25 protein-coding genes are annotated in these 23,860 nt (G+C 64.0%); 15 read left to right on the forward strand and 10 right to left on the reverse strand.

Going from position 1 to position 23,860, the window contains the following annotated elements:
* The first annotated feature begins 138 nt into the window (after positions 1-138).
* Positions 139-1,389, forward strand: a complete 1,251-nt coding sequence (gene lysA / locus MJ205_RS15215; RefSeq protein ID WP_239809232.1) for a diaminopimelate decarboxylase — start codon at positions 139-141, stop codon at positions 1,387-1,389.
* Here the strand turns inward: lysA and MJ205_RS15220 are convergent, their stop codons facing one another.
* The gene (locus tag MJ205_RS15220) at positions 1,390-2,799 is read right to left on the reverse strand and encodes an aminotransferase-like domain-containing protein (protein WP_239809233.1); all 1,410 of its coding nucleotides are present in this window, start codon (positions 2,797-2,799) and stop codon (positions 1,390-1,392) included.
* Positions 2,800-2,942: 143 nt separating this feature from the next.
* Between MJ205_RS15220 and MJ205_RS15225 the strand changes: the two genes are divergently transcribed.
* From MJ205_RS15225 to MJ205_RS15240, 4 genes are all read left to right on the forward strand, one after another.
* Positions 2,943-4,229, forward strand: a complete 1,287-nt coding sequence (locus MJ205_RS15225) for a hydroxymethylglutaryl-CoA reductase, degradative (RefSeq protein ID WP_239809234.1) — start codon at positions 2,943-2,945, stop codon at positions 4,227-4,229.
* Positions 4,230-4,586: 357 nt separating this feature from the next.
* Complete coding sequence (locus MJ205_RS15230; protein WP_239809235.1) at positions 4,587-5,174, forward strand: hypothetical protein; 588 nt, start codon at positions 4,587-4,589, stop codon at positions 5,172-5,174.
* 8 nt (positions 5,175-5,182) lie between these two features.
* Entirely contained in the window at positions 5,183-5,773 is a 591-nt protein-coding gene (locus tag MJ205_RS15235; RefSeq protein ID WP_239809236.1) for a DUF11 domain-containing protein, read from the forward strand.
* A gap of 198 nt (positions 5,774-5,971) precedes the next feature.
* Positions 5,972-6,862: an NAD(P)-dependent oxidoreductase gene (locus tag MJ205_RS15240; protein ID WP_239809237.1), complete on the forward strand. Its 891-nt coding sequence runs from the start codon at positions 5,972-5,974 to the stop codon at positions 6,860-6,862.
* A gap of 18 nt (positions 6,863-6,880) precedes the next feature.
* Here MJ205_RS15240 and MJ205_RS15245 read toward each other — a convergent pair whose 3' ends face one another.
* The 4 genes from MJ205_RS15245 to MJ205_RS15260 form a co-directional block, all read right to left on the reverse strand.
* Positions 6,881-7,882, reverse strand: coding sequence for an NAD(P)H-dependent glycerol-3-phosphate dehydrogenase (locus MJ205_RS15245; RefSeq protein ID WP_239809238.1), 1,002 nt, complete (start codon positions 7,880-7,882; stop codon positions 6,881-6,883).
* 120 nt (positions 7,883-8,002) lie between these two features.
* Positions 8,003-8,464, reverse strand: coding sequence for a protein-export chaperone SecB (gene secB / locus MJ205_RS15250; RefSeq protein WP_116924716.1), 462 nt, complete (start codon positions 8,462-8,464; stop codon positions 8,003-8,005).
* A gap of 161 nt (positions 8,465-8,625) precedes the next feature.
* Positions 8,626-8,883: a glutaredoxin 3 gene (gene grxC, locus MJ205_RS15255; RefSeq protein ID WP_239809239.1), complete on the reverse strand. Its 258-nt coding sequence runs from the start codon at positions 8,881-8,883 to the stop codon at positions 8,626-8,628.
* Between the two features lie 85 nt (positions 8,884-8,968).
* Positions 8,969-9,376 (reverse strand): rhodanese-like domain-containing protein, encoded by a 408-nt coding sequence (locus MJ205_RS15260; protein ID WP_239809240.1) that lies wholly within the window; start codon positions 9,374-9,376, stop codon positions 8,969-8,971.
* Positions 9,377-9,670: 294 nt separating this feature from the next.
* Between MJ205_RS15260 and gpmA the strand changes: the two genes are divergently transcribed.
* The 4 genes from gpmA (at position 9,671) to MJ205_RS15280 (ending at position 13,625) form a co-directional block, all read left to right on the forward strand.
* Positions 9,671-10,411, forward strand: coding sequence for a 2,3-diphosphoglycerate-dependent phosphoglycerate mutase (gpmA, locus tag MJ205_RS15265; RefSeq protein ID WP_239809241.1), 741 nt, complete (start codon positions 9,671-9,673; stop codon positions 10,409-10,411).
* A 332-nt stretch (positions 10,412-10,743) separates the two neighbouring features.
* Positions 10,744-12,252, forward strand: a complete 1,509-nt coding sequence (locus MJ205_RS15270; protein ID WP_239809242.1) for a S41 family peptidase — start codon at positions 10,744-10,746, stop codon at positions 12,250-12,252.
* Positions 12,253-12,329: 77 nt separating this feature from the next.
* Positions 12,330-13,085, forward strand: coding sequence for a HesA/MoeB/ThiF family protein (locus tag MJ205_RS15275; protein WP_239809243.1), 756 nt, complete (start codon positions 12,330-12,332; stop codon positions 13,083-13,085).
* A 153-nt stretch (positions 13,086-13,238) separates the two neighbouring features.
* Positions 13,239-13,625: a response regulator gene (locus MJ205_RS15280; protein WP_239809244.1), complete on the forward strand. Its 387-nt coding sequence runs from the start codon at positions 13,239-13,241 to the stop codon at positions 13,623-13,625.
* A 76-nt stretch (positions 13,626-13,701) separates the two neighbouring features.
* Here MJ205_RS15280 and MJ205_RS15285 read toward each other — a convergent pair whose 3' ends face one another.
* A complete protein-coding gene (locus tag MJ205_RS15285) occupies positions 13,702-14,334 on the reverse strand; it encodes a response regulator (RefSeq protein ID WP_021026242.1) in 633 nt (210 codons plus the stop codon).
* Positions 14,335-14,443: 109 nt separating this feature from the next.
* On the opposite strand from MJ205_RS15285, the gene MJ205_RS15290 reads away from it, so the two are divergent.
* The 5 genes from MJ205_RS15290 (at position 14,444) to MJ205_RS15310 (ending at position 18,366) form a co-directional block, all read left to right on the forward strand.
* Positions 14,444-15,781: a sensor histidine kinase gene (locus tag MJ205_RS15290; protein WP_239809245.1), complete on the forward strand. Its 1,338-nt coding sequence runs from the start codon at positions 14,444-14,446 to the stop codon at positions 15,779-15,781.
* A gap of 262 nt (positions 15,782-16,043) precedes the next feature.
* Positions 16,044-16,205 carry a DUF1328 domain-containing protein gene (locus MJ205_RS15295; RefSeq protein WP_021026244.1) on the forward strand — a complete coding sequence of 54 codons (162 nt, stop codon included), beginning with the start codon at positions 16,044-16,046 and terminating at the stop codon, positions 16,203-16,205.
* Between the two features lie 111 nt (positions 16,206-16,316).
* Positions 16,317-16,703: a hypothetical protein gene (locus tag MJ205_RS15300; protein WP_239809246.1), complete on the forward strand. Its 387-nt coding sequence runs from the start codon at positions 16,317-16,319 to the stop codon at positions 16,701-16,703.
* 93 nt (positions 16,704-16,796) lie between these two features.
* The gene (locus MJ205_RS15305; RefSeq protein ID WP_239809247.1) at positions 16,797-17,117 is read left to right on the forward strand and encodes a BON domain-containing protein; all 321 of its coding nucleotides are present in this window, start codon (positions 16,797-16,799) and stop codon (positions 17,115-17,117) included.
* Positions 17,118-17,241: 124 nt separating this feature from the next.
* Positions 17,242-18,366 (forward strand): zinc-binding metallopeptidase family protein, encoded by a 1,125-nt coding sequence (locus MJ205_RS15310; RefSeq protein WP_239809248.1) that lies wholly within the window; start codon positions 17,242-17,244, stop codon positions 18,364-18,366.
* 14 nt (positions 18,367-18,380) lie between these two features.
* Here MJ205_RS15310 and coaD read toward each other — a convergent pair whose 3' ends face one another.
* The 4 genes from coaD to MJ205_RS15330 all read right to left on the reverse strand — a co-directional run bounded on the left by coaD (position 18,381) and on the right by MJ205_RS15330 (position 22,579).
* A complete protein-coding gene (gene coaD, locus MJ205_RS15315) occupies positions 18,381-18,878 on the reverse strand; it encodes a pantetheine-phosphate adenylyltransferase (RefSeq protein WP_239809249.1) in 498 nt (165 codons plus the stop codon).
* A 105-nt stretch (positions 18,879-18,983) separates the two neighbouring features.
* Positions 18,984-19,688 carry a 16S rRNA (guanine(966)-N(2))-methyltransferase RsmD gene (gene rsmD / locus MJ205_RS15320; protein ID WP_239809250.1) on the reverse strand — a complete coding sequence of 235 codons (705 nt, stop codon included), beginning with the start codon at positions 19,686-19,688 and terminating at the stop codon, positions 18,984-18,986.
* Positions 19,688-21,031: a M16 family metallopeptidase gene (locus tag MJ205_RS15325; protein WP_239809251.1), complete on the reverse strand. Its 1,344-nt coding sequence runs from the start codon at positions 21,029-21,031 to the stop codon at positions 19,688-19,690. The genes rsmD and MJ205_RS15325 overlap by 1 nt, the downstream gene beginning before the upstream one ends.
* 102 nt (positions 21,032-21,133) lie before the next feature.
* Positions 21,134-22,579, reverse strand: a complete 1,446-nt coding sequence (locus MJ205_RS15330; RefSeq protein WP_239809252.1) for a M16 family metallopeptidase — start codon at positions 22,577-22,579, stop codon at positions 21,134-21,136.
* 28 nt (positions 22,580-22,607) lie between these two features.
* Between MJ205_RS15330 and ftsY the strand changes: the two genes are divergently transcribed.
* Positions 22,608-23,822, forward strand: coding sequence for a signal recognition particle-docking protein FtsY (ftsY, locus tag MJ205_RS15335; RefSeq protein WP_239809253.1), 1,215 nt, complete (start codon positions 22,608-22,610; stop codon positions 23,820-23,822).
* Positions 23,823-23,860 lie beyond the last annotated feature (38 nt).

Below are 23,860 nucleotides of genomic sequence, written 5' to 3' on the forward strand. Positions count from 1 at the left end.
AGACATATCCATTATGAATGACATGCCGATAAATAAGCATTAGACCAAATACCTCGCCCCGGGCACACTGGGCAGCTGATTTCTCCCATCCCCCTGATTCCCCGTTTCCCTGATTCCACGCCGTCCGGCACACCGACTATGAGCAACCCCTTTACCCCCGATCTGCTGTGGCAGCTGGCCGATGACTTCAACACCCCGCTGTGGGTGTATGACGCGCACACCATCCGCCAGCGCATCGCACAGCTGCAGGCTTTTGATACGGTGCGCTTTGCCCAAAAGGCCTGCTCCAACATCCATGTGCTGCAGCTGATGCGTGCGCAAGGCGTCAAGGTCGATGCGGTCTCGCGCGGCGAAGTGCTGCGCGCGCTGGCGGCCGGCTACCAGGGCGGTTTTGGCGAGCCGTCCGACATCGTGTTCACCGCTGATGTGATGGACGAGGCCACGTTGGCCACCGTGGTCGAGCACAAAATCCCCGTCAATGCCGGCTCCATCGACATGCTGCACCAGCTGGGCCAGGCATCGCCCGGCCATGCGGTCTGGCTGCGCATCAACCCCGGTTTTGGCCATGGCCATAGCAACAAGACCAATACCGGCGGCGAGCACAGCAAGCACGGCATCTGGCACAGCGACCTGACGATGGCGCTGGCAGTCATTGCCGAGCGCGGCCTGCAGCTGGTGGGTCTGCACATGCACATCGGCTCGGGCGTGGACTACGGCCACCTGCAGGAAGTCTGCGGCGCGATGGTGCAGCTGGTGCAGCGCACCCACACGGCCGGCCACCGCCTGCAGGCCATCTCGGCCGGCGGCGGCCTGTCCATCCCCTACAAGGAGGGCGATGCCACCATCGACACCCAGCACTACTTTGGCCTCTGGGATGCGGCGCGCAAGCAGGCCGAGGCGCTGGTGGGCCACCACCTGGGGCTGGAGCTGGAGCCGGGCCGCTACCTGGTGGCCGAATCGGGCGTACTGCTGGGCACGGTGCGCGCCACCAAGGATGCCGGCAGCAACCACTTTGTGCTGGTCGATACCGGCTTCAACGAGCTGATGCGCCCGTCGATGTACGGCAGCTACCACGGCATGCATGTGCAGCGCCGTGGCGTCGGTGTGCTGCCTGCGCAGGGCGAAGCCGTCGTCGCCGGTCCGCTGTGCGAATCCGGTGATGTCTTCACCCAGGGCGAGTCCGGCGTGGTGCTGCCCCGTCCGCTCGGTGATGCGCAGGTGGGCGATCTGCTGGTGATCCACGACACCGGTGCCTACGGCGCCTCGATGTCCAGCAACTACAACAGCCGCCCGCTGGCCGCCGAGGTGCTGGTCGAAGACGGCAAGGCGCGTCTCATCCGCCGCCGCCAGACCGTCGAAGAACTGCTGGCGCTGGAGCTCGGCCTCTGATCAGCGCGGCGCCGCCCGCCATTGCGCCACCGCCGCGTCCAGGCGCGGCGATTGCATGGCGCCAACATTGCAGCGTGACCAGCGCGATACCAGGCTGCTGTCAAGGCTGAACACGCGGCCTGGTGCCATCGTCACCTGCCGGGCCAGCAACTCGCTGGCCAGTTGGGCCGAATCCTCGCAACCGGGGAAGGCCGCCCACAGGTAGAGCGACTGCGCGCTGCGCGCAAACACCTCGCAACCCTGGCGGTCCATCCAGTCCAGCGCCTGCGCCGTGGCCTGGCCCAGGCGCCCGCGCAGGCGCACCAGGTGCCGCTCATACTGGCCCTCGCGCAGCATCACATCGACCATGCGCTCGCAGTACTCCGAGCCGCTCACATGGATGAGGCTGCGCAGATCGGCCAGGTCGCTGGCCAGATCGGGGTGGCAGGCGATGAAGCCCACCCGCAGCGCCGCAGAGAATGACTTGGAAAAGCTCCCGATGTAGATCGTGCGCGCCAGCTGGTCCAGCACCGACAGGCGCGTGGCCGTGGTCGGTTTGAAATCGGCCAGCGGGTCGTTTTCAACGATCAGCATCTGCTGCTGGCCCGCCAGTTGCAGGATGCGGTAGGCCTTGGCGGCACTCAGGTCCGAGCCCGTCGGGTTGTGCGCCAGCGATTGGGTGAAGAACAGCCGCGGGCGCTCGGTCTGCAGCAGGCGCTCGAGCGCCTGCACATCGGGGCCATCGGGCTGGCGCGGCACGCCCAGCACCCGCGCGCCAGCGAGCTTGAGCTTGCCAAACAGCAGGTAGTAGCCGGGGTCGTCCACCAGCACGGTGGTGCCGGGTGTCACCCAGTGGCGGATGACCAGGTCGAGCGCGTCATTGGCGCCCTGGGTCAGCAGCAGCTGCTGGGAGGTCACGCTCAGGCCGAACATGCCCAGCTTGCGCACCAGGCTGTCGCGCAAGGGCGCATAGCCCATGCGGCTGCCGTAGCGGAACAGCGCACCCAGCCCTGTGCGCACCACCTTCTGGTGGTAGCGGTCCAGGCGCATATCGGCCAGCCAGCCGATTGGCGGAAAACCATCGCCCAGCGCCAGCGCGTCGGGCTGGGTCTTGAGTTGCTCGCGCATCAGCCAGACCACATCCATCGCGCGCTGCAGTGGCGCGCTGTCATCGCTTGCAGGCACGGCCACCACCGGCCGCTGGTCCAGCACATAAAAGCCCGAGCCGCGCCGCGCCTCAACCAGGCCGCGCGATACCAGCAACTCAAAGGCCGCCACCACGGTGTTCTTCGCATAGCCATGCAGCTGCGCCAGCGCGCGCAAGGAGGGCAGCTTGTCACCGGCGCGCAGCACGCCGCCCGCAATCTGCCGGCCTAGCATGGCGGCCAGGTTTTCCGCAATTGAGGCCTTGCGGCCAGAGGGGGTGGGCATAGGTGCTCCAACGGAAGAACCGGTCCCGATGCTGCATTGCAGCAGCACTGTCCCGGCAAACTGTACCTGTCTATAGCGGTACAGTTTAGATAGATTGCGGGCTGGACCTATCGCATCCCCCTCAAAAATTACCAGGAGACACCATGGCCACCGATTCACGCCTGCCGCAGTTCCGCGCCCTCAGCCCCGCCCAGCGCTGGGATGTCATCGCCAAGGCCTGCCAGCTGAGCGACGAAGACCGCGCACTGCTGACCCAGCCCGGTGCCCTGCCCTCCAGCGTGGCCGACGGCATGATCGAAAACGTGATCGGCACCTTTGAGCTGCCGCTGGGCGTGGCCGGCAACTTCCAGGTCAATGGCCGCGATGTGCTGGTGCCGCTGGCCGTCGAAGAGCCCTCGATCATCGCCGCAGCCTCGTACATGGCCAAGCTGGCGCGCGAGGACGGGGGGTTTCAGACCTCCAGCACCCAGCCGCTGATGCGCGCCCAGGTGCAGATCGTCGGCATCCAGGACCCCTATGGCGTGCGGCTGGCGCTGTACCAGGCGCGTGCCCGGATCCTGGAGCTGGCCAACAGCCGCGACAAGGTGCTGATCGGCCTGGGCGGCGGCTGCAAGGACATCGAGGTCCATGTGTTCCCCGATTCACCCCGTGGCCCCATGGTGGTCATGCACCTGATCGTCGATGTGCGCGATGCGATGGGCGCCAACACCGTCAACACCATGGCCGAGTCGGTCTCGCCGCTGGTCGAGCAGATCACCGGCGGCTCGGTGCGGCTGCGCATTCTGTCCAACCTGGCCGATCTGCGCCTGGCCCGCGCCCGCGTGCGCCTGACGCCCCAGACCCTGAAGACCGCCGAGCGCAGCGGCGAGGAAATCATCGAAGGCGTGCTCGATGCCTATACCTTTGCCGCCATCGACCCCTACCGCGCCGCGACCCACAACAAGGGCATCATGAACGGCATCGACCCGGTCATCGTTGCCACCGGCAACGACTGGCGTGCGGTGGAGGCCGGCGCCCATGCCTATGCCAGCCGCCACGGGCGCTACACCTCGCTCACCACCTGGGAGAAAGACGGAACCGGCGCGCTGGTCGGCACCATTGAGCTGCCGATGCCGGTGGGCCTGGTCGGTGGCGCCACCAAGACGCATCCGCTGGCCCGCCTGGCGCTGAGGATCATGGACGTCAAATCTGCCCAGGAGCTGGGCGAGATCGCTGCCGCCGTGGGCCTGGCGCAGAATCTGGGCGCCTTGCGCGCGCTGGCCACCGAAGGCATCCAGCGCGGCCACATGGCTTTGCATGCGCGCAATATCGCGCTGGTGGCAGGGGCTGTCGGTGAGGAGGTTGACCAGGTCGCCAAGCGCCTCGCCGCCGAGCACGATGTGCGCACCGACCGTGCGCTGGAAGTGCTGGCCGAGTTGCGCCAGCGCTGAGACGGTGGACCGCGGGGCACCGCTTGCTCCGCGCCGCAATACACAGTCGCTTTCCATGCACACATCTAAATAGTGCGGAAATACATACAGCTTGATGCAAGTTAAGCCGCTGCGGTGAAGCGGGGGAGACAAACGGCTTCGCATGCAGACACAGTGCCTGCCGGCGTGCGGGCAGGGATCAGCGGGTATTCACTTGTATTCCACAACAATCGGCTAGCAACGTTGTAAACATCTTGCGTAGCTGAGCGGTGATTTACATACAAATACAGTTCTTAATATTATTGGTATTTTTTATTGAATCCATTTTTGCAATACAAATAAACTCAAACCCTCCCTTCGACTATAGAAAGAGTTCATATGTTTGCAAGATGGATGGCTACGGCCGCCACGCTGTTGGCCTGCCAATGGGTGAGCGCGCAGCCTGTTCCCTATATTCCGACGTTCAGCTGCCAATCGAGCAATGCCATTCTGAACACCGGTTATGACTTTGAAGCGGGGGCGCTGGTCCCCAACGGCGGCGAGGACCTGCAGTGGTGGGTGTCATCCAGCCAGTCGGATCCGACGGGTGCCCTCGGCCCCAGCCCCACGGCGGTTTGGAAACCCACCACTGTCCCCAACACTGCGGCGATACCTGCCGACTGGGTGTCGGGCAGCGCCCTGGGCGGCCAGACCAACTGGATCTCGCCGCTGGCCAACGCCACGACCCGCCCTCGCCCCTATCCGTTCAACCCGCTGGTCACCAACTACTACCGCATGCAGTTCAACTTGCCTGCCGGCATTCCGCCGAGCGCGCTGAAGCTGAGCATGGACTACTACGCAGATGACGGCATGCTCGGTGTGTCCATCAACGGTGTTTTTCAACCGCTGCCCATCGGGAGCTATGCCCTGGCACCGGCGGGACGGCCCCGCTCAACGGCCAGTGGGTCACCGGTCTCAACACGCTGATCTTCTCCGTGGTCGATGGTGGCTGGGGATCGGGCTTGCTGGCGCACCTGAAGTCAGACAGCCTGATGTGCGAAACCTCATTGACCATTCAGAAGACCATCGACAAGCCCAGCTACACCCCAGGACAGACGGCGAACTACACGATCACCGTGCGCAACCCGGGCCCCTCCGATGCCAGCCTGGTGACGCTCAGCAACGAGATGCCCACGGCCCTGAGCGAAGCAGCCTGGTCCTGCAGCGCCGCCAACGGTGCGGTCTGCCCCGGCGATCTGGGCAATGCGCCTTTCAGCTTTGACCTGCCTCCAGGCGGCGAGTTGGTATTTGGCCTCTCCGGCACGGTGGCCGCATCGGGCAGCCTGGCGAGCGTCGCCACCATCGAGCCCGGCCCGGGTGCGATCTGCGACGCCAGCACGGGCTGCACGGCCACGGCAGAGGCCGAGATCACCACCGAAGTCATCCCGCTGGATCCAGAGCCCCAGCCCACCCCGGAAAAGGTGCCCACCCTTGGCAACTGGGCGATGGCAATCCTGTCGGCGCTGACGATCGCGCTGGTGTGGACCCAGGCCCGCAGGCGCCAGCGGGGCCGCCCACAACGCTGATAGCGGGCCACCCCGCCGCCGCCAGGCCTCGTACTGCCCCGCAGGTGGTACGAGGCTTGTGTCTGTCTGGTCTGGCACAGAGGGACGCGGCAGCCGGTCGCCAAGTTGACTGCGGCCACGCATGCGGCCGCCATGGCCCAAAGGCCTTGCGGTACGCTCGGGACATCGCTTACTTGTGCACATCGCCAGGAGATTTCCATGCCATCGCAAACTGCCCAGCCGGTCGTCGGCCTGATTGGGGTCGGCCTGATGGGCCACGGCATTGCCCGCAACGTCGCGGCCAAAGGCTTTCAACTCTATGTGCTGGAGCACCCCGGCAACCAGCCGCTGACGGAGCTGCTGAGCCTGGGCACCCGCACCTGCCAGACTCCGGCCGAGCTGGCCGGCCACTGCGACGTCGTCATCCTCTGCGTGACCGGCTCGCCCCAGGTCGAAGCCGTGCTGACCGGCGCGCAGGGCCTGCTGTCGGCCTTGCGCCCCGGCACCGTCGTGATCGATTGCTCGACCGCCGTGCCCGCATCGACGGTGCGCATGGCGCAGGCGGTGCAGGCTGCGGGCGGCCAGTTCATCGATGCGCCGATGACCAAGACCTCCAAGCAGGCGCACGACGGCCAGCTCAATCTGCTGGTCGGCGGCGATGCCGCCGTGCTGGCCCAGGTGCAGCCGGTGCTGGCCACCTTCACCAGCCAGGTCACCCATGTGGGTGCGCTGGGCGACGGCCACCGCATGAAGCTGCTGCACAACTTTGTCTCGGTGGGCCAGATGAGCCTGCTGGCCGAGGCCACCGCCTGCGCGCGCAAGCAGGGCATGGACATGCAGGCCTTCCACAGCGTGCTGGCCGCAGGGGGCGGCGCCGGTGTGGCGTTGGACCGTCTGCAGTCCTATATCCTGGCGGACGACCCCTCGGGCATTGCGTTCTCGATCGCCAACGCGGCCAAGGATTTGAGCTACTACGCGACGATGGCCCACGATGCAGAAGCCGCGAGCCTGATTGCCGATGCGGCCGCCACGACATTGCAGAACCAGGTCGAGGCCCGGCATGGCGATGCGATGCTGCCGGCGCTGATCGGACTGTTGGCCAAGTCCTGAAGAGCAGTCCGGGAGTTTTTATTCGGCGCGGGGCTCGCGCCCCATCAGCGCCTGCACCACATCGGGGGCCGACAGGCTGCCATCGAGCAAGGCGACGACGGCGGCCGTGATCGGCATCTCCACGCCCAGCTTCTGGGCGCGCTGCAGCACTGTGCGGGCGCTGTATACCCCTTCGGCCACATGGCCGAGCGACTGCACCGCCTGCTCCAGGCTCTGGCCCTGGGCCAGCAACAGGCCGATCTTGCGGTTGCGCGACAGATCCCCTGTGGCCGTCAGCACCAGATCGCCCAGGCCCGACAGACCCATGAAGGTATCGGTGTGCGCGCCCAGCGCCACGCCCAGGCGCGTCATCTCGGCCAAACCGCGCGTCACCAGGGCGGCGCGGGCATTCAGACCCAAATTCAGGCCATCACAGAGGCCGGTGGCAATCGCCAGCACGTTCTTGACGGCGCCGCCGACTTCGACCCCGCTGATGTCCTCATTGGCATAGACGCGCAGGTTGTCGCCATGGAAGGCCGCGACCAGCGCATCGCGCACATCGGCATGGCGGCTGGCTGCCACCAAGGCCGTGGGCTGGTGCTGGGCCACCTCCTGCGCAAAGCTGGGGCCGCTCAGCACGCCGGCATGCAGCGCGGGTGCCACCTGGGCGCAGACCTCATTGCCCAGCAAGCCATGGCTGCCGGCGGGCGCGCCCGGGGGCACGGCTTCAAAACCCTTGCTGAGCCAGGCCACCGGCACCTGGCAATCGCGCAGCATCGTCAGGCCGCCGCGCAACGCCGCCATCGGCGTGCCCAGCACAATCAGCTCGGCCTGGGCGACCAGAGGCTGCAGATCGCCGCTGGTTACATGCAGCGCATCGGGCAAGCGGATGCCTGGCAAATAGCGCTGGTTCTCGCGGCTGGTTTGCAGCTGGCGGGCCTGCTGAGTGTCGCGGGCCCACAACTGCACGCTGTGGCGTGCGGCCGCATGCATGGCCAACGCCGTTCCCCAGGCACCCGCGCCCATCACCAAGATCTTCATAGCCACCCCCCTCTTACATCAACTCAAATGCTGGCGCTGCCTGCGGCCGGCTCCCCGGCAGATACAACAAAGGCCTTGCAACCTAGACTGCAAGGCCTTGCGTTGTCAACACAGCGGCAATTACTGGGCCAGTGCGGCACCTGCGCCAGCGCCATTGGCCTGGGCTTGTTGCTGCTCGTACATGGCCTGGAAGTTGATTTCCGCCAGATGCACAGGCGGGAAGCCGGCGCGGGTCACGATGTCTGCGACGTTGCCGCGCAGGTAAGGGTAGACGATCTGCGGGCAGGCCACACCGATCACAGCACCCATCTGGTCGTCAGGAATGCCACGGATCTCGAAGATACCGGCTTGCTTGGCTTCCACCAGGAATACGGTCTTGTCTTCGATCTTGGTCTGCACGGTGGCGGTCACGGCCACTTCGAAAATGCCATCGGCCACAGGGGTGGCTTCCACACCCAGCTGGATGTCCACGCTGGGCTGGGTCTGCTCCAGCAGAATGGCTGGCGAGTTGGGCTGCTCCAGCGACGCGTCCTTCAGGTACACGCGTTGAATTTGGAACACGGGATTTTCTTGATCCGCCATGGTTGTCTGTCTTTCGCTAGAAAAAGGAATGGAGTGCAGCTGCGATGCCGCCCGTTGTGTGCGCCCCTCGCATGCAGCCTGCCATTATGCAATGGCAAATTGACAGTGCCGGCAAGCGCCCGCTCCGGCTTGGAGGGGCATGCACGAGGCAGTGAAAGGTCTCAGGATTGCAGCAGTGGCAAGAGACCACCACGCTGGTCCAGTGCTATCAGGTCGTCACAGCCGCCCACGTGGGTGTCGCCAATGAAGATTTGCGGCACGGTGCGCCGGCCGGTGGTCTCCATCATCACCGCACGCTGCGCTGGATCGCTGTCGATCCGGATCTCTTCAATCTGCGCGACCCCCTTGGCTTGCAGCACCTGCTTGGCACGCGTGCAATAAGGGCAGTAGGCGGTGGTGTACATCTTTACAGCTTGCATGAGAGTGTCCTGGAGCCCGCGCCCTGGAGGACGCTGACCCGTCAATGGTGTCTAAAGACCGTAGATGGGGCCAAAATGTGCGAAATCAAGCCTTCTTCAGCGGCATGCTGGCGGCGCGCCAGCCTTTCATGCCACCGGCCAGCGCCTGCACATTGGTGTAGCCCAGCTTCTTGGCCACGGCCACGGCCCGCTGCGAACGTTGGCCCTGTGCGCAGACCAGGATCAGCGGCAAGGCCTTGTTCTTGACGACGGCGGGCAGCTGGGCTTCGAGCTGGTCCAGCGGTACATTCTTGGCATTGCTGATGTGGCCGGCGCTGAATTCCTGCGCATCCGACACGTCGACCACGATGGCCTTCTCACGGTTGATCAGCGCCACCGCGTTGGCAGGGCTGAGCGTGCCGCCGCCCATGTTCTTCATGGCGGGCATCATCAGCATCGCGCCCGAGCCCAGTACCAGCACGATCAGATACCAGTTGTCGATCAGAAAGTTCACACAAGTCCCTTGTCAAAAATGCTCAAACAGCCTCGCATTCTAAAAGCGCGGCCATGCCGCTGCGCGATAAAAGCCTTTGATGCCCTGGAATGTCACCGCCGAAGGCCTGCGCAGATTTCTGGCCGCGCTGAATGCGGCTTCTGGCCATGCGGGGCCGCCAAGCTGTGCAGGCGCCGTGGGATTTAGGCCTGCCTCTACAATCGGCGCCATTGTGAATGCAGCGGGATCCCCAGGCCCTGTAGCGCCACCGGCCCGCGACACGTACCGCTTTTTTGACTATTGCACGAGGATTGCATGTACAAGCTTGTCCTGATTCGCCATGGTGAATCGACCTGGAACCTGGAAAACCGCTTCACCGGCTGGACCGATGTGGACCTGACCGACACCGGCGTGGCGCAAGCCAAGCAAGCCGGCCAGCTGCTCAAGGCAGAAGGCTATGACTTCGATGTGGCCTACACCAGCGTGCTCAAACGCGCGATCCGCACCTTGTGGCACACCCTCGACGAGATGGACCGCACCTGGCTGCCCGTGCAAAAGTGCTGGCAGCTCAATGAGCGCCACTACGGCGCGCTGCAGGGCTTGAACAAGGCGGAAACCGCGAAGAAGTTTGGCGACGAGCAAGTGCTGGTCTGGCGCCGCAGCTATGACACGCCCCCGCCGGCACTGGAATCCGCCGATCCGCGCAGCGAAAAGGCCGACCGCCGCTATGCCGGCGCTGCCGACCAGGTGCCACTGACTGAATGCCTCAAGGACACCGTCGAGCGCGTCGTGCCTTTCTGGAACGAAGCGATTGCACCGGCCATCCAGCGGGGCGAGCGTGTGGTGATTGCCGCCCACGGCAACTCCATCCGCGCGCTGGTCAAGTACCTCGATGGCGTCTCCGACAGCGACATCGTGAACCTGAACATCCCCAACGGCATTCCGCTGGTCTATGAGCTGGATGCCAACCTGAAGCCGCTGCGCCATTACTACCTGGGTGACGCCGAAGCCGCTGCCAAGGCCGCCGCTGCGGTCGCCTCCCAAGGCAAGGCCTGAACGCCGGGCGGCCCGCCGCCCACCTGCGGGCCTGCCGGGCTGCGGGGAACTCTGCGCTGCAAGCGGTAATCCGAGTCAGGCGGCTGCGCACTGGCGATGACAGCGGCCTGCCCCATGGCAAGGCCGCTGCGCCATATCCCTACAGGCTCTTGGGCAGCGTTGAACCGCCCGAAGGCGTACCGCTACTGGCGGTGTCAGCGCCAGCCGCTTGCCGGTGCCAGTAGGCGGCTAGCGAAAGTAAATACTTGTCTTAACACCCGAAAAGCGCTGCTGCGCCGCACCGGCGCAGGCGCTTGGGTGTATATTGGCACGCTATAGAAAGTTGTGAGCATATGGGCCAAAAATTGAAGATTGCCGGCTGGGTTTCACTGGGCGTGGTGGCTGGCGCGCTCACGACCGTCTCCTTGCAGACGGTCGCAAGGGGCGTGATGTCGCCGATGCCGCTGGAAGAGATCCAGCAGCTGTCGGCCGTTTTCGGCCTGATCAAGACCGACTATGTCGAGCCGGCCGATGACAAGAAACTCATCACCGATGCCATCTCCGGCATGGTGTCCGGGCTCGATCCCCACTCGCAGTACTTCGACAAGAAGTCGTTCCGTGAATTTCAGGAAGGCACCAGCGGCAAGTTCGTCGGTGTCGGCATCGAGATCACCCAGGAAGACGGCCTGATCCGCATCGTCTCCCCGATCGAAGGCTCGCCTGCTGACCTGGCCGGCCTCAAGACCAACGACCTGATCACCAAGATCGACGACACGGCAGTCAAGGGACTGTCGCTCAACGATGCGGTCAAACGCATGCGTGGCGAGCCCAACACCAAGGTGGTGCTGACGATTCTGCGCAAGGACGAGAGCCGCAGCTTCCCGGTGACGATCACCCGCACCGAGATCAAGACCCAGTCCGTCAAGGCCAAGATGATCGAGCCGGGCTACGGCTGGGTGCGCGTCTCCCAGTTCCAGGAACGCACCGTCGATGACTTTGTACGCAAGGTCGAAGACCTGTACAAGCAGGACCCGAACCTCAAGGGCCTGGTGCTGGACCTGCGCAATGACCCCGGTGGCCTGCTGGACGCCGCCGTGGCGATCTCGGCAGCCTTCCTGCAGCCGAATGTGACCGTGGTGACCACCGACGGCCAGCTGGCCGAGAGCAAGGCGATCTTCCGCGCCTCGCCCGAGTTCTATGCGCGCCGTGGCAGCGATCCGATCAAGTCGCTGCCTGCGGCGATCAAGAACATTCCGCTGGTGGTGCTGGTCAATGAAGGCTCGGCATCGGCCTCCGAGATCGTCTCGGGCGCGCTGCAGGACCACAAGCGCGCCACGATCATGGGCGCGCAGACCTTTGGCAAGGGCTCGGTGCAGACCGTGCGTCCCCTGGGCCCGGACACCGGCATCAAGCTGACGACGGCGCGCTACTACACCCCGAGTGGCAAGTCGATCCAGGCCAAGGGCATCGTGCCGGACATCATGGTCGACGAGTCGGCAGAAGGCGACCTGTTTGCCGCGCTGCGCACCCGCGAAGCAGATCTGGAAAAGCACCTGTCCAGCGGCCAGGGCCCTGAAGTCAAGGACGAAGCCCGCGAGAAAGCCCGTGAAGCGGCGTTGAAGCGCCTGGACGAAGAGAGCAAGAAGCCCGCCTCCGAGCGCCGCCCGCCCGAGTTCGGCTCGGACAAGGACTTCCAGCTGCAGCAGGCACTGCACCAGCTCAAGGGTGAGCCGGTGAAGGTCAGCCAGACCAAGACCGAGCGCCCCGCCGAGAAAAAGGACGAGGAGAAGACCAGCGCTACCGACAAGCCCGAATCGTCGACCGACGACACGAAGCTGCCGGCAACGGAGCCCAAGAAGTAGAGCCCGTTTTAAGCTGCATCAAAAGGCCGCCAGCAGAGTTCCTGCTGCGGCCTTTGTTTTTTTCAGACAATAGCCCCATGAACGATGAGCAACTCTTGCGCTACTCTCGCCATATTTTTCTGGACGAGATCGGCATTGAAGGCCAGGAGGCCATTCTGGCCGCGCACGCGGTGGTGATCGGCGCAGGCGGCCTGGGCAGCCCGGCGGCCATGTACCTGGCCTCAGCCGGTGTGGGACGCATCACCCTGGTCGATGACGACACCGTCGATCTGACCAATTTGCAGCGCCAGATTGCCCATACCACCGAGCGCGTGGGACAGTCCAAGGTCAGCTCCTGCGCCGCCACGCTGCAGGCGATCAATCCGCATGTCCAGGTCATGGCGCTGCAGGAGCGTGTCGGTGAAGAGCGGCTGCAGGCCCTGGTCGCCAGTGCGACCGTGGTGCTGGACTGCACGGACAACTACCGCACGCGCCAGGCCATCAATGCGGCCTGCGTGGCAAAGGGCAAACCGCTGGTGAGCGGGGCGGCGATCCGCTTTGACGGCCAGATCAGCGTATTTGACAGGCGCCACGAAGGCGCCGCCTGCTACGCCTGCCTGTTCTCCCCGGACGAGCAGTTCGAGGAAGCCAGCTGCTCCACGATGGGGGTGTTTGCGCCGCTGGTGGGCATCATCGGCACGATGCAGGCCGCCGAGGCGCTCAAGCTCGTGGCTGGCGTGGGGCGCAGCCTGAACGGGCGGCTGATGATGCTCGAGCTCAAGGACATGGAATGGAGCAGCATGCAGGTCGCCCGCAACCCCCAGTGCCCGGTCTGCGGCCAGGCGCACCATTGATATCCCGCTTTGTTATTTGTTTTTTATATATTATTATAGATAAATATTAAACCTACGAGGTCTTGTCCTACTTACGCCATCCTTTCAGACCGATGGTTTCACCACGGCTTGTTGCTATCATCGTTACGGTAAGACACACCCGTGTAGCCGTATATGCATCGCCGTTTGAAAACATATCTGGTAGAAGACAACAAGACCATCCGCGACAACCTGATAGCCACACTAGAGGATCTGGCACAGGTGGAGACCGTGGGGCATGCCAGCACCGAAACCGACGCCACGACCTGGCTGACTAACCCGGCCACCGACTGGGATCTGGCCGTGATCGACATTTTTCTGCTGGAAGGCAGCGGCCTGGGTGTGCTCGAAAAGCTCCAGGAGCGGGCGCCACACCAGCACCTGGTGATTCTCAGCAACTATGCGACGCCGAGCATGCGTGAGCGCTGCGCGCAGCTGGGCGCCAACCGGGTGTTCGACAAATCGGAAGATATTGACGCGCTGATCGACTACTGCGTTGAGCGCACATCCCAGCTGCAGTGAGCGCCTGATGTTGCCCTGCTGGCCCTCACAAAAAAGCGGCCTGGGCAGGCCGCTGGTCTTGCGAAAGTGGGCGCATTCAGTCGATCAGACCGTTCTTCAGTGCGTAGTAGGTCAGGTCGCTGTTCGACGCCAGTCCCATCTTCTCCATCAAACGCGTGCGGTAGGTGCTCACCGTCTTGACGCTGAGCGACAGCTGGTCGGCAATATTGCCCGCTGTCTCACCCTTGGCCAGCTTCAAGAACACCTGAAACTCGCGCTCGGACAGCTGCTCATGCGGAGGCGCATCCTCCTTGCGGTGCAGTTGCTGGGCCAGCAAGTCGGCGACGGCCGGCGTCAGATAGCGTTTGCCCAGCGAGATCGTGCGCAGCGCCTCGACAATCTCGGACGGGTCGCATTCCTTGTTCAGGTAGCCACTGGCCCCTTGCCGGATCAGGTTGATCGCATAGTGGGCTTCAGGGTAGCCGCTCAGGATCAGAATGCCCATGTCGGGCGCCTTGGCGCGCAACATCGCCAGCGCATCGATACCGCTTTGCCCGGGCATCGACAGATCCATGATCAGAACGTCGATCTCTTCCTTGCGCACCAGATCGATGGCTTCCCGTCCATTGGCCGCCTCTCCGACGACACGCAGATCGACATGTTCGGCCAAAAATTGCTTGAGGCCCGAGCGCACAATGGCGTGATCATCGACGATACCAACTTTAATCATATTTCCCCTCATGCAGCGCAAACCGCAGCACTTGCCAGTCGCAAGCGCTGCCCGAAGTTTGCTCTATTATCACTCGCATAAACCAAAAACCATCAAAAAAGGAAGCTCCATGCGTTGGTCACGCTTGCGCAAATGGGCGATCAGTCTGCCAGCCGCCTTTTTGGCTGCTGCCGTGCTGATCGGCATCAACGAGGCTGGTTATTACCGGTCCCATGACTCGCTGCAGAACCTCACGGTCACCTACCAGACCCGCACCACCTTGGACAAGCTGATGCAGCAGGTGGTGGATGCGGAAACCCATGCACGCGGTTACCTGCTCAGCGGTGAAGAGAGCAACCTCATGGCCTACCAGCAGGCCTGCACGAACGTCAACAATGCCGTCGATGAATTGCGCGCCATCTACAGCGTGTTCCCCGAAGACCTGCAGACCTCATCGATGCTGGGACGGGAAGTCGCCAAGCGCCTCAGCCAGATGGATACCAGCATCTCGCTGCGCCGTCAGGGGCTTGAAGAGGCCTGGCGCTTTCTGGTCAAAAGCCCGGAAGCCCAGGCCACGATGGACAGCATGCGCAAGCTCAGCAATGAGCTGGTGATCCACAGCAACGAGCGGCGCATGCACAACGAGGCCGAGATCCTGAAATCGCTGACCCTGGCGCGGCTGGGAATCGCGATGGTCAGTGTCGTGGGCCTGCTGGCGTTCTACCTGTACCTGCGCCAATCGAACCGCCTCACCGGTCTGATGCTGCGCGAGCAACGCATGCTCGAAGACGAGCGCGATCAGCTGGAGAAACAGGTGCGCCAGCGCACGGCCACATTGGGCGAACTGGCCACCCACCTGCAGCAGGTGCGTGAAGACGAGCGCGCCCATCTGGCCCGCGAACTGCACGACGAGCTGGGCGCGTTGCTGACCACGGCCAAGCTCGACGTGGCGCGGCTCAAGTCCAAGATCGACATGGCAGCGCCCGATGTGCAGGAACGTATCAAGCACCTGATCGAAACACTCAACAGCGGCATTGCCTTGAAGCGCCGCATCATCGAAAACCTGCGCCCGTCATCGCTGTCCAACCTGGGCTTGACCGCGTCGCTGGAGATTCTGGCCAAGGAGTTCTCCGAAAGCAGCAACGTCGCCGTCGAGCTGAGCCTCGAGCCGATCAATGTGCCCGAAGCGATGCAACTGAGCATCTACCGCCTGATCCAGGAATCGCTCACCAACATTGCCAAATACGCGCAGGCGCGCAACGTGCTCATCAGCCTGCAGAGCCACCCCAAGCATGTGTTCGTGCAAGTGCGCGATGACGGTGTGGGCTTCGACCCCAGCCAGGCCCATCCCAACTCGCACGGTCTGGCCGGCATGCGCCACCGCATCGAAGCCAGCGGCGGGCGGCTGCACATCGCCTCCGCGCCCCAGCAGGGAACCACGATCTCAGCCAACCTGCCGCAGAACTGATGGGGTGGGCAGCCCTTTTGCCCCCTTCCCCGCGGCGCCAGAAGCCGCCTCCACTAAAACACAGTCCACGCAAGGGCCGCCGACAGGCGGCCCTTGCTGCATGCGGCTGCGCAGCTGCTGCGTTGCCGCAGCGGGCACGCGACAGCGGGAACCGTCCTACACCTGTTCTTCGCACCTGCTGGCAAGACGGCCTGCGGGCAGCAGCCAGAATGCAGTCATTGCTCGCACCTTCTTGCACAGCAAACAACATGAGGAGAAAAATATGCTGCATTACGCTGTTGTCTTTCTGGTCATCGCCCTGATCGCCGCTGTGTTCGGCTTCGGTGGTATCGCGGCCAGCGCGGTGGGCATTGCGAAGATTCTGTTTGTGATCTTTATCGTGTTGGCCGTGGCGTCGTTCCTGATGGGATTGTTGAAAAAGTAGCGCTTTGACAACCCTTGAACCTGTGCTCACCACCAGATACATTTAATCGGTACGCGCAGGTCAACGTACACTGCAACATCTTCATTGAACATCATAGAAAGAGGCTATTTCATGGATACCGAAAAAATTGCCAAAGACGCTGTGGACAAAGTAAAAGACACTGCCAATGACGTACTGGACGGCGCTGAAAAGGCTGTCGACAACACCCGTCGTGCGGTCAAGTCCGCTGCCAACAAGGCCGAGCGTGCTGTCGATGAATACGGTCATGAAAAGAGCCACTCGATCGACCATATTGCCTCTCGCGCTCAAGACTGGGCAGAGCGCGGCATTGGCCTGGCGGCTGACTCGTCGCACCGTGCCCGTGAGCAGTTCTACCGTGCACAAGAGCGTGCCAACGAATATGTCTCGGACCAGCCGGGCAAGTCGATGGCCATCGCGATGGCAGCCGGCGCTGCACTGGCCACCCTGGTCATCATGGCGACCCGCCGTCGCGACTGATTTCAAGTATCTGTCGGCATATAACGGATAAGTGCGGTGCAAATGCCGATCGATTTTCAAGCACCCTAACAACACTTTGCGAGGAAACAAAAAATGAAACTCTCCCGTACTATCGCTATCGCTGCTTTCGCTGGTGCAACCCTGGTGATGGCCACTGGCTGCTCCGTGGCTCGCAAGCAGGAAACCGTGGGTGAATACATCGACGGCTCCGCTGTGACCACCGCTGTCAAGGCTAAGCTGGCCGAAGACAAGGAAACCTCCGCCAGCTCGATCAATGTGAAGACCATGGACGGCGGCATCGTGCAACTGTCCGGTTTCGCCAAGTCCCAACTGGAAAAGGACCGCGCTGGCCAGATCGCTCGCGGCGTGAAGGGCGTGACCGAAGTGCGCAACAGCCTGATCGTCAAGCAGTAAGCTTCGCGACCCGACTGCAAAAACCAGCTGGCCCAGGCCCGCTGGTTTTTTTTCGCCTGTGCACGAGCGATCGTCTGACTGGGTGGTCATGGTCAATCGCGCAGCGATGCGTTAAGCTTGACCGATGCGCCTGTTCCATTGCGACCAATGCGGTCAACTGGTTTTTTTCGAGAGCGTGCACTGTGTCAACTGCGGCGCAGCGTTGGCCTATCTGCCTGACTGCGACGATGTGGGGGCCATGGCTGCACTCGACTCCGATACGCCCACGCCCGTGCCGGGCCCTTTGTGGCAACGAATCACCTCAAGAGCGGGCAGCAGCGGCCAGCGCTACCGCATGTGTGCCAACCGGGACCAGTACCAGGCCTGCAATTTTGCGATTCCGGCCGATGCGCCCCATAGCCTGTGCAGCTCCTGCCGGCAAACCCTGGTGCTGCCTGATCTCTCCGTCAGCGGCAACACCTTGCGCTGGCAAAAGCTAGAAAGCGCCAAACGCCGGCTCTACTACACGTTGGCGCGGCTTGGCCTGCATCCCGATGAACCCAGCTGGACCCCCCATTACCAGTTCCTCGCCGATGTGCCGGACCAGCCTGTGGTCACCGGCCATGCGAACGGTCTGATCACCATCAACATTGCCGAGGCCGACGACGACGAACGCGTGCGCCGCCGTGTGGCGCTGCACGAACCCTACCGCACCTTGCTGGGGCACCTGCGCCATGAATCGGGCCATTTCTTCTGGGACAAGCTGGTGCGCGATGGCGGAGAGCTGGACAGCTTCCGCCAGCTGTTTGGCGACGAGCGCCAAAGCTATCCGCAGTCTTTGCAGCACTACTATGCGAACCCACCCAGCTATATGCAGTGGAGCGGCCAGCACGTCAGTGCCTATGCCAGCGCCCACCCTTGGGAAGACTGGGCAGAATCCTGGGCACATTATCTGCATATGGTCGATGTGCTGGAGACCGCAGCGAGCTACCAGACGCGGATGACGATGGCCGAGGGCAGCCCTTCGGTGTCGATGGGGGATCCGTTTGTCCAGCCAGCGCCCAGTTTTGAAGACATGGTGGCGCAGTGGGTGCCGGTCACCCTGCTGCTCAACAGCCTCAACCGCAGCCTGGGCCAGCAGGATGCATATCCGTTCGCGCTGTCCGCAGGCGCTCTGGAAAAACTGCGGTACGTGCATGAGATTGTGCGGCGCCCGCACCCGCTGCACAGTGCGCCGGTGCATGCACTGGCCCAGTCCTCCGAGAGCTGACCAGCGCTGCCGGATCAGGCCTCTTCTGCCCGGCGCTGCGTCACCTTGCGCTGCAGCTCCTGCGCGACATAAGGAGAGACGAACTTGTCAACCTCGCCGCTGAGCATCGCGATTTCGCGCACAAAGGTGCTGCTGATGAACTGGTAGCGGGTGCTGGGGGTCAGGAAGACGGCTTCCACATCGGGCATTAGCGAGCGGTTCATGCCGGCCAACTGGAACTCGTAGTCGAAATCGGTGACCGCACGCAGGCCGCGCACAATCGCATTGCCGCCTTGGGCCACAACAAAATCGCGCAGCAGGCCTGAATAGCTCTCGACCCGTACGCTGGGGTAGTGCTTAACCGCTTCGCGCGCCATGTCCATCCGCTCCTTGAGCGTGAACATGGTCTTCTTGTGGTGGCCCTCGGCCACGGCCACGATCACGTTGCCAAACAGCTGGTAGGCCCTGCGCACCACATCCTCGTGGCCCAGGGTCATCGGGTCGAACGTGCCTGGGTAGATGGCCAATGTCATGTATGTCTCCTGCAAAGCATCATCGTCGTGCCAGCAGCCCTGGCACATTGCAGTGCAGCATAAACCATTCCGCCACGGCCCTGCTACCGCGCAGGCATTCCCGCTCTAGCCCTGCTGCGCCTCGGCTTTCTTCAACAGGTGCGCATGCACGGCGCCTGCCTTCAGGTAGCGATGGCACACCAGCCCGAGCGCGGCCAAGGCCTCCTCGCTCCAGGCCTCTGGCGCCTCCAGGTAGATGTAGCCCTGGGCGGTCACCGCTGCATGCGCCGCCTTGAGCGCCGGCACAAACAGCTGGCCGGAGAACGGGGGGTCGATAAAGACCAGATCCCAGTGCGCCTGGTAGGCCTGCAGCGCTGCCAGTGCGTCGCCCCGGCTCACCTCCACCTGTGTGGCACCCAGCTTTTGCGCCAGCTGCTTGATCTGCGCGGCCAGTTGCACGTCGGACTCGACCATGCGCACCTGGCTGGCGTTACGCGATGCGGCTTCCAGCCCGAGCGCGCCGGTGCCGGCAAAGGCATCCAGGCAGCGCCAGCCGGCCAGGTCCTGGCCCAGCCAGTTGAACAGCGTTTCGCGCACACGGTCCGGCGTTGGCCGCAGATCGGGGCGGGTCAGCACCGCCAGCTTGGTGCGGCGCCATTGGCCGCCGATGATACGGATCTCTCCGGCCGCAGATGCTGCGACGCGGGAAGCATTGCCGGCGTTGCCGCGCTTGCGGGCGGGCGCCGCGTCGGCAGCGGTCTCTGCAGCAGCGGCTGCTTTTTGCACCAGCGCGCGCAGCGCACTCTCGCTTTTGATGGCACTGCGTCCCATTATGGTTTTGCTCCCAACACCACGGTCACTTGCTTGTCGGGCTGCACCATGCGCGCCATGGCCTTGCGCACATCGTCCGCACTGAGCGCCTCGACGCGGTCGGTCCAGTGGTCCAGGTAGTCAAGCGGCAGGCCATTCCAGGCGATATTGGTCACATTGCCCAGCAGCTTGGCATTGCTGTCCACGCGCAGCGCAAAGCCGCCAATCAGGTTGTCCTTGGCATCGCGCAGCTCCTGCTCGGTGGGGCCCTTGGCGATGAACTGGCTCAGCACCTCACGTGTGACCTTGAGCGCCTCGGCGGCCTGGTCTGGCCGCGTCTGCAGACCGATCTGGAAGGCACCGGCATCCAGCCCCGGGTTGAACGTCGAATACACGCCATACACGAGGCCTCGCTTCTCGCGCACCTCCTCCATCAGGCGCGAGGCAAACCCGCCGCCGCCCAGAATATGGTTGCCCACCATGACCGCCAGAAAATCCGGATCGGCGCGGCGGATGCCGGGCTGGCCCAACAGCACCTGGGCCTGGGCGGAGTCAAACGCGATTTTCACGTCATCGGCCTTGGCCAGCGGCTGCACTGCGGGCACCTCGGGCGGTGCAGTGCACTGCGCCTTGGGCGTGGCCGGCATCTGGGCCAGCAGGCGCTTGACCAGCGCATCGGCCTGGGCCTTGTCCAACGCCCCCACCAGGGTCACCTTGGCGCGGCAGGCATCGACCGAGCGCGCCAGGTACTGCTGCATCACCGCCGGGCTGATCTGGGCCAGCGTGTCTTCGGTGGCGCGCAGCCCATAAGGATGGCTGCCAAACACGGCCTTGTTGAAGGCACGGCCGGCGACGACGGCGGGGCGGGTATTGCCCTCCTTGATCGCCGCATTCCAGCGCTCGCGCTCGCGTTGCCAGACAGCATCGTCATAGCTGGGCTGGGCCATCTGGCGCGCCGCCAGGTCGGCAGCACGGTTCAGCAGGCTGCTGTCGGTCAGCGACCGCAGCGAAAAGGTCAGCGCATCGCTGCTGGCACCCGCGCCAAAGCTGGCACCCAGATCGGCCCAGGCCTCGCCGACAGCGTTTTCGTCCAGCGCAGGCGCACTGCCCTGGGCTTTGACACCCTTGGACGCCATCATGGCCGCAGCGCTGGCCAGGCCGGCCTGGTTGGCCGGATCGCGCCGGCTGCCGGCATCAAAGTTCAGCTGCACATCCACCATCGGAATGGTGGGGCTGTTGACCAGCCAGACCTGGGCGCCGCTGTCCTGCGTCCAGTGTTCGATGGGCAGCAAGGCCCAGGCCGAATGGGAGGCCAGCAAGGCTGCCGCGCCGCCGACCAGTGTTTTGCAAAAAGAGGTTCGCATGGGTATCTCTGCTAGCCAGGGCCGCCTGCCATGGGCAGCAGGCCCTGAGAAAAACAATCGGTGGCGGGCGCCTCAAGCACGGCACCCGCCACCGGGTTCCGGTCAGTGCACCGCACCATCCTTGGTCGCCGCGCCGCTGCGCTTCTGGGCGGCCCGGTCCGCATCGGTCAGCGGCTGGGGCACCAGGGTCGCGACCGTCATCTGGTCATCGCCAAAATAGCGCGCTGCCACCGATTGCACCTGCGCAGCCGTCACCGTTTTCATCAGCGCCAGCAGCTTGTCATTGGCATCCAGCGGCAGGCCCAGCACCCAGTTGGAGCCCAGGTCATTGGCCTGGCCAAAGACCGAGTCGCGTTCATAGACGGTCGAGGCCTGCCACTGCGTGCGCACCCGCTCCAGTTCGGCCTCGCCCACCCCTTCGCTGGCAACCCGGGCCACTTCGGCACGCAAGGCCGTCTCTACCTCTTTGGCGGTCTTGCCCTGCGATGGCACACCGCCCAGCAAGAAGGTGGAAGGCCCCCGGTTGACCACGCTGGCACCGCTGAAGGTGGCATCGGCCACACGGTTGGCGCCCTGGGTCAGTTGGCGGTCCAGGCGCGCGCCGTCATAGCCGCTGAGAACGGACCCGAGCATCAACAGCGCCATCGCATCCTTGTCGCTGTCCTTGGGCTCGACCAGGTTGCGCAGGTCAGGCACCTTGAAGCTCATCACCACATAGGCCTGCTCGGCAGGCGCCTTGTAGTCGAGACGGCGCTCGCCCTTTTGCAGCGGCTCGGGCCGGGGCTTGCGCTCGGGTAGCGCACGGCTGGGAATGCTGCCATAGTATTTTTCGGCCAGCGCACGCACCTTGTCCACATCGACATCGCCGGCGACGACGACGACGGCGTTCTCCGGCACATACCAGGCCTTATGGAAAGCACGGGCATCATCGGGGTGCATGGAATCGAGGTCGCCCATCCAGCCAATCACCGGGCGGTGGTAGGGCGAGGCCTGCCAGGTCGCGGCATTGAGCTGCTCCATCAGGCTGGCACGCGGGTTGTCATCGGTGCGCATGCGGCGCTCTTCCTTGATGACCTCGATCTCTTTCTTGAACTCGCTGTCAGGCCACTGGTTGTTGGCAAAGCGGTCCGACTCCAGGCGCATCACGTCTTCGAGCTTGCCGGACGGGATCTGCTGGTAGTAGCCGGTGTAGTCGCGGTTGGTGAAGGCATTGTCCTGCCCGCCCAGCGCCGCGACCTTGCGCGAAAAGTCGCCGGGCGCCACCGTGGCCGTGCCCTTGAACATCATGTGTTCCAGCGCATGGGCCAGGCCCGAGCGGCCATCGACCTCGTCCATCGAGCCCACACGCACCCAGACCATGTGCACGGCCGTCGGCGCGCGCTTGTCTGGCTGCACGATCAGGCCCATGCCGTTGGACAGGGTGAACTGCTGGGCACCGGCAGAATTGGAGGCAATGGCAGCGCTGGAGACCGGCGGCGCGGCCAGCGCTGAAGAAGCCCCAGCGCCCAGGGAGGCCATCAAGGCCAGCAAAATGGTGGAACGTTTCATAAAATAGGCTGATTCTACGTAGCGCACAATGTTCAGTTTTTTCAAGAAAAAATCTCCCGCTGCCGACGCAGCCCCCAGCCCTTCCGCCGCCGAGCCAGTGCCTGCGCCCGCTCCGCTGGCCGGCACCCCGGCGCCCGCACCCCAGGTGCCCAGTGCGCCGGTGGCCCCTGTCCCCCCTGTGGCGGCGGAGCCCGCCAAGACGGGCTGGCTGCGTGGCCTGGGCATGGGCGGCAAGGCCGCAGCCCCGGCACCCACGGCTGCAGAAACGGCAACAAAAACCCCATCTGCACAAGCCCCGCACGCGCCGATAGCTCCTATCACTATAGCACCCGAGGTTCCCAGCAGCCGCGACAGCTGGATGGGCCGCCTGAAGAACGGGCTGCGCAAAACCGGCTCCAGCATTGCGACGGTTTTCACCGGCACCAAGATCGACGAACAGCTGTATGAAGAGCTGGAAGAGGCCCTGCTGATGGCCGATACCGGTGTCAAGGCGACCCAGCACCTGCTGGACGACCTCAGGCAGCGCGTCAAGGACAGCAAGACCACCGACCCGGCCGCCGTCAAGGAACTGCTGGCCAGCGCGCTGGCCGACCTGCTGGCACCGCTGGAAAAGCCGCTGGTCATCGGTGAGCACAGCCCCACGGTCATCATGGTGGCCGGTGTCAATGGCGCCGGCAAGACCACCTCGATCGGCAAACTGACCAAGCACCTGGCCGATGCGGGCCAGAGCGTGCTGCTGGCGGCGGCCGACACCTTCCGCGCTGCGGCGCGCGAGCAGCTCGGTGTCTGGGCCACCCGCAACACGGTCGAGATCATCAGCCAGGAAGGGGGCGACCCCGCTGCTGTCAGCTTTGATGCGGTGACCGCCGGCAAGGCCCGGGGCAAGGATGTCGTGCTGGTGGATACCGCCGGCCGCCTGCCCACCCAGTTGCACCTGATGGAAGAGCTCAAGAAGATCAAGCGCGTCGTCACCAAGGCCGATGGCAGCGCGCCGCACGAAGTGCTGCTGGTCATCGATGGCAACACCGGCCAGAACGCGCTCAACCAGGTGCGGGCCTTTGACGATGCCCTGCAGCTGACGGGCCTCATCGTCACCAAGCTCGATGGCACCGCCAAGGGCGGCGTGCTGGCGGCCATTGCGCAGGAGCGCCCCATCCCCGTGTACTTCATCGGCGTCGGCGAAAAGGTCGAAGACCTGGAGACCTTCAGCGCCAAGGAATTTGCGCAGGCCCTGCTGGCCTGATCGCCACACCGGCCCTCCCCCGTGCAGCCCCGCTCTGC

It is taken from the genome of Comamonas sp. B21-038 (assembly GCF_022387135.1).
Lineage (GTDB): Bacteria > Pseudomonadota > Gammaproteobacteria > Burkholderiales > Burkholderiaceae_C > Comamonas > Comamonas sediminis.

Bases quoted from the DNA above. Each gene is read 5' to 3' on its own strand.
- lysA (WP_239809232.1), top strand. From the start codon at position 139: ATGAGCAACCCCTTTACCCCCGATCTGCTGTGGCAGCTGGCCGATGAC.
- MJ205_RS15220 (WP_239809233.1), bottom strand. From the start codon at position 2,799: ATGCCCACCCCCTCTGGCCGCAAGGCCTCAATTGCGGAAAACCTGGCC.
- MJ205_RS15225 (WP_239809234.1), top strand. From the start codon at position 2,943: ATGGCCACCGATTCACGCCTGCCGCAGTTCCGCGCCCTCAGCCCCGCC.
- MJ205_RS15230 (WP_239809235.1), top strand. From the start codon at position 4,587: ATGTTTGCAAGATGGATGGCTACGGCCGCCACGCTGTTGGCCTGCCAA.
- MJ205_RS15240 (WP_239809237.1), top strand. From the start codon at position 5,972: ATGCCATCGCAAACTGCCCAGCCGGTCGTCGGCCTGATTGGGGTCGGC.
- MJ205_RS15245 (WP_239809238.1), bottom strand. From the start codon at position 7,882: ATGAAGATCTTGGTGATGGGCGCGGGTGCCTGGGGAACGGCGTTGGCC.
- secB (WP_116924716.1), bottom strand. From the start codon at position 8,464: ATGGCGGATCAAGAAAATCCCGTGTTCCAAATTCAACGCGTGTACCTG.
- grxC (WP_239809239.1), bottom strand. From the start codon at position 8,883: ATGCAAGCTGTAAAGATGTACACCACCGCCTACTGCCCTTATTGCACG.
- gpmA (WP_239809241.1), top strand. From the start codon at position 9,671: ATGTACAAGCTTGTCCTGATTCGCCATGGTGAATCGACCTGGAACCTG.
- MJ205_RS15270 (WP_239809242.1), top strand. From the start codon at position 10,744: ATGGGCCAAAAATTGAAGATTGCCGGCTGGGTTTCACTGGGCGTGGTG.
- MJ205_RS15275 (WP_239809243.1), top strand. From the start codon at position 12,330: ATGAACGATGAGCAACTCTTGCGCTACTCTCGCCATATTTTTCTGGAC.
- MJ205_RS15280 (WP_239809244.1), top strand. From the start codon at position 13,239: ATGCATCGCCGTTTGAAAACATATCTGGTAGAAGACAACAAGACCATC.
- MJ205_RS15285 (WP_021026242.1), bottom strand. From the start codon at position 14,334: ATGATTAAAGTTGGTATCGTCGATGATCACGCCATTGTGCGCTCGGGC.
- MJ205_RS15290 (WP_239809245.1), top strand. From the start codon at position 14,444: ATGCGTTGGTCACGCTTGCGCAAATGGGCGATCAGTCTGCCAGCCGCC.
- MJ205_RS15295 (WP_021026244.1), top strand. From the start codon at position 16,044: ATGCTGCATTACGCTGTTGTCTTTCTGGTCATCGCCCTGATCGCCGCT.
- MJ205_RS15300 (WP_239809246.1), top strand. From the start codon at position 16,317: ATGGATACCGAAAAAATTGCCAAAGACGCTGTGGACAAAGTAAAAGAC.
- MJ205_RS15305 (WP_239809247.1), top strand. From the start codon at position 16,797: ATGAAACTCTCCCGTACTATCGCTATCGCTGCTTTCGCTGGTGCAACC.
- MJ205_RS15310 (WP_239809248.1), top strand. From the start codon at position 17,242: ATGCGCCTGTTCCATTGCGACCAATGCGGTCAACTGGTTTTTTTCGAG.
- coaD (WP_239809249.1), bottom strand. From the start codon at position 18,878: ATGACATTGGCCATCTACCCAGGCACGTTCGACCCGATGACCCTGGGC.
- rsmD (WP_239809250.1), bottom strand. From the start codon at position 19,688: ATGGGACGCAGTGCCATCAAAAGCGAGAGTGCGCTGCGCGCGCTGGTG.
- MJ205_RS15325 (WP_239809251.1), bottom strand. From the start codon at position 21,031: ATGCGAACCTCTTTTTGCAAAACACTGGTCGGCGGCGCGGCAGCCTTG.
- MJ205_RS15330 (WP_239809252.1), bottom strand. From the start codon at position 22,579: ATGAAACGTTCCACCATTTTGCTGGCCTTGATGGCCTCCCTGGGCGCT.
- ftsY (WP_239809253.1), top strand. From the start codon at position 22,608: ATGTTCAGTTTTTTCAAGAAAAAATCTCCCGCTGCCGACGCAGCCCCC.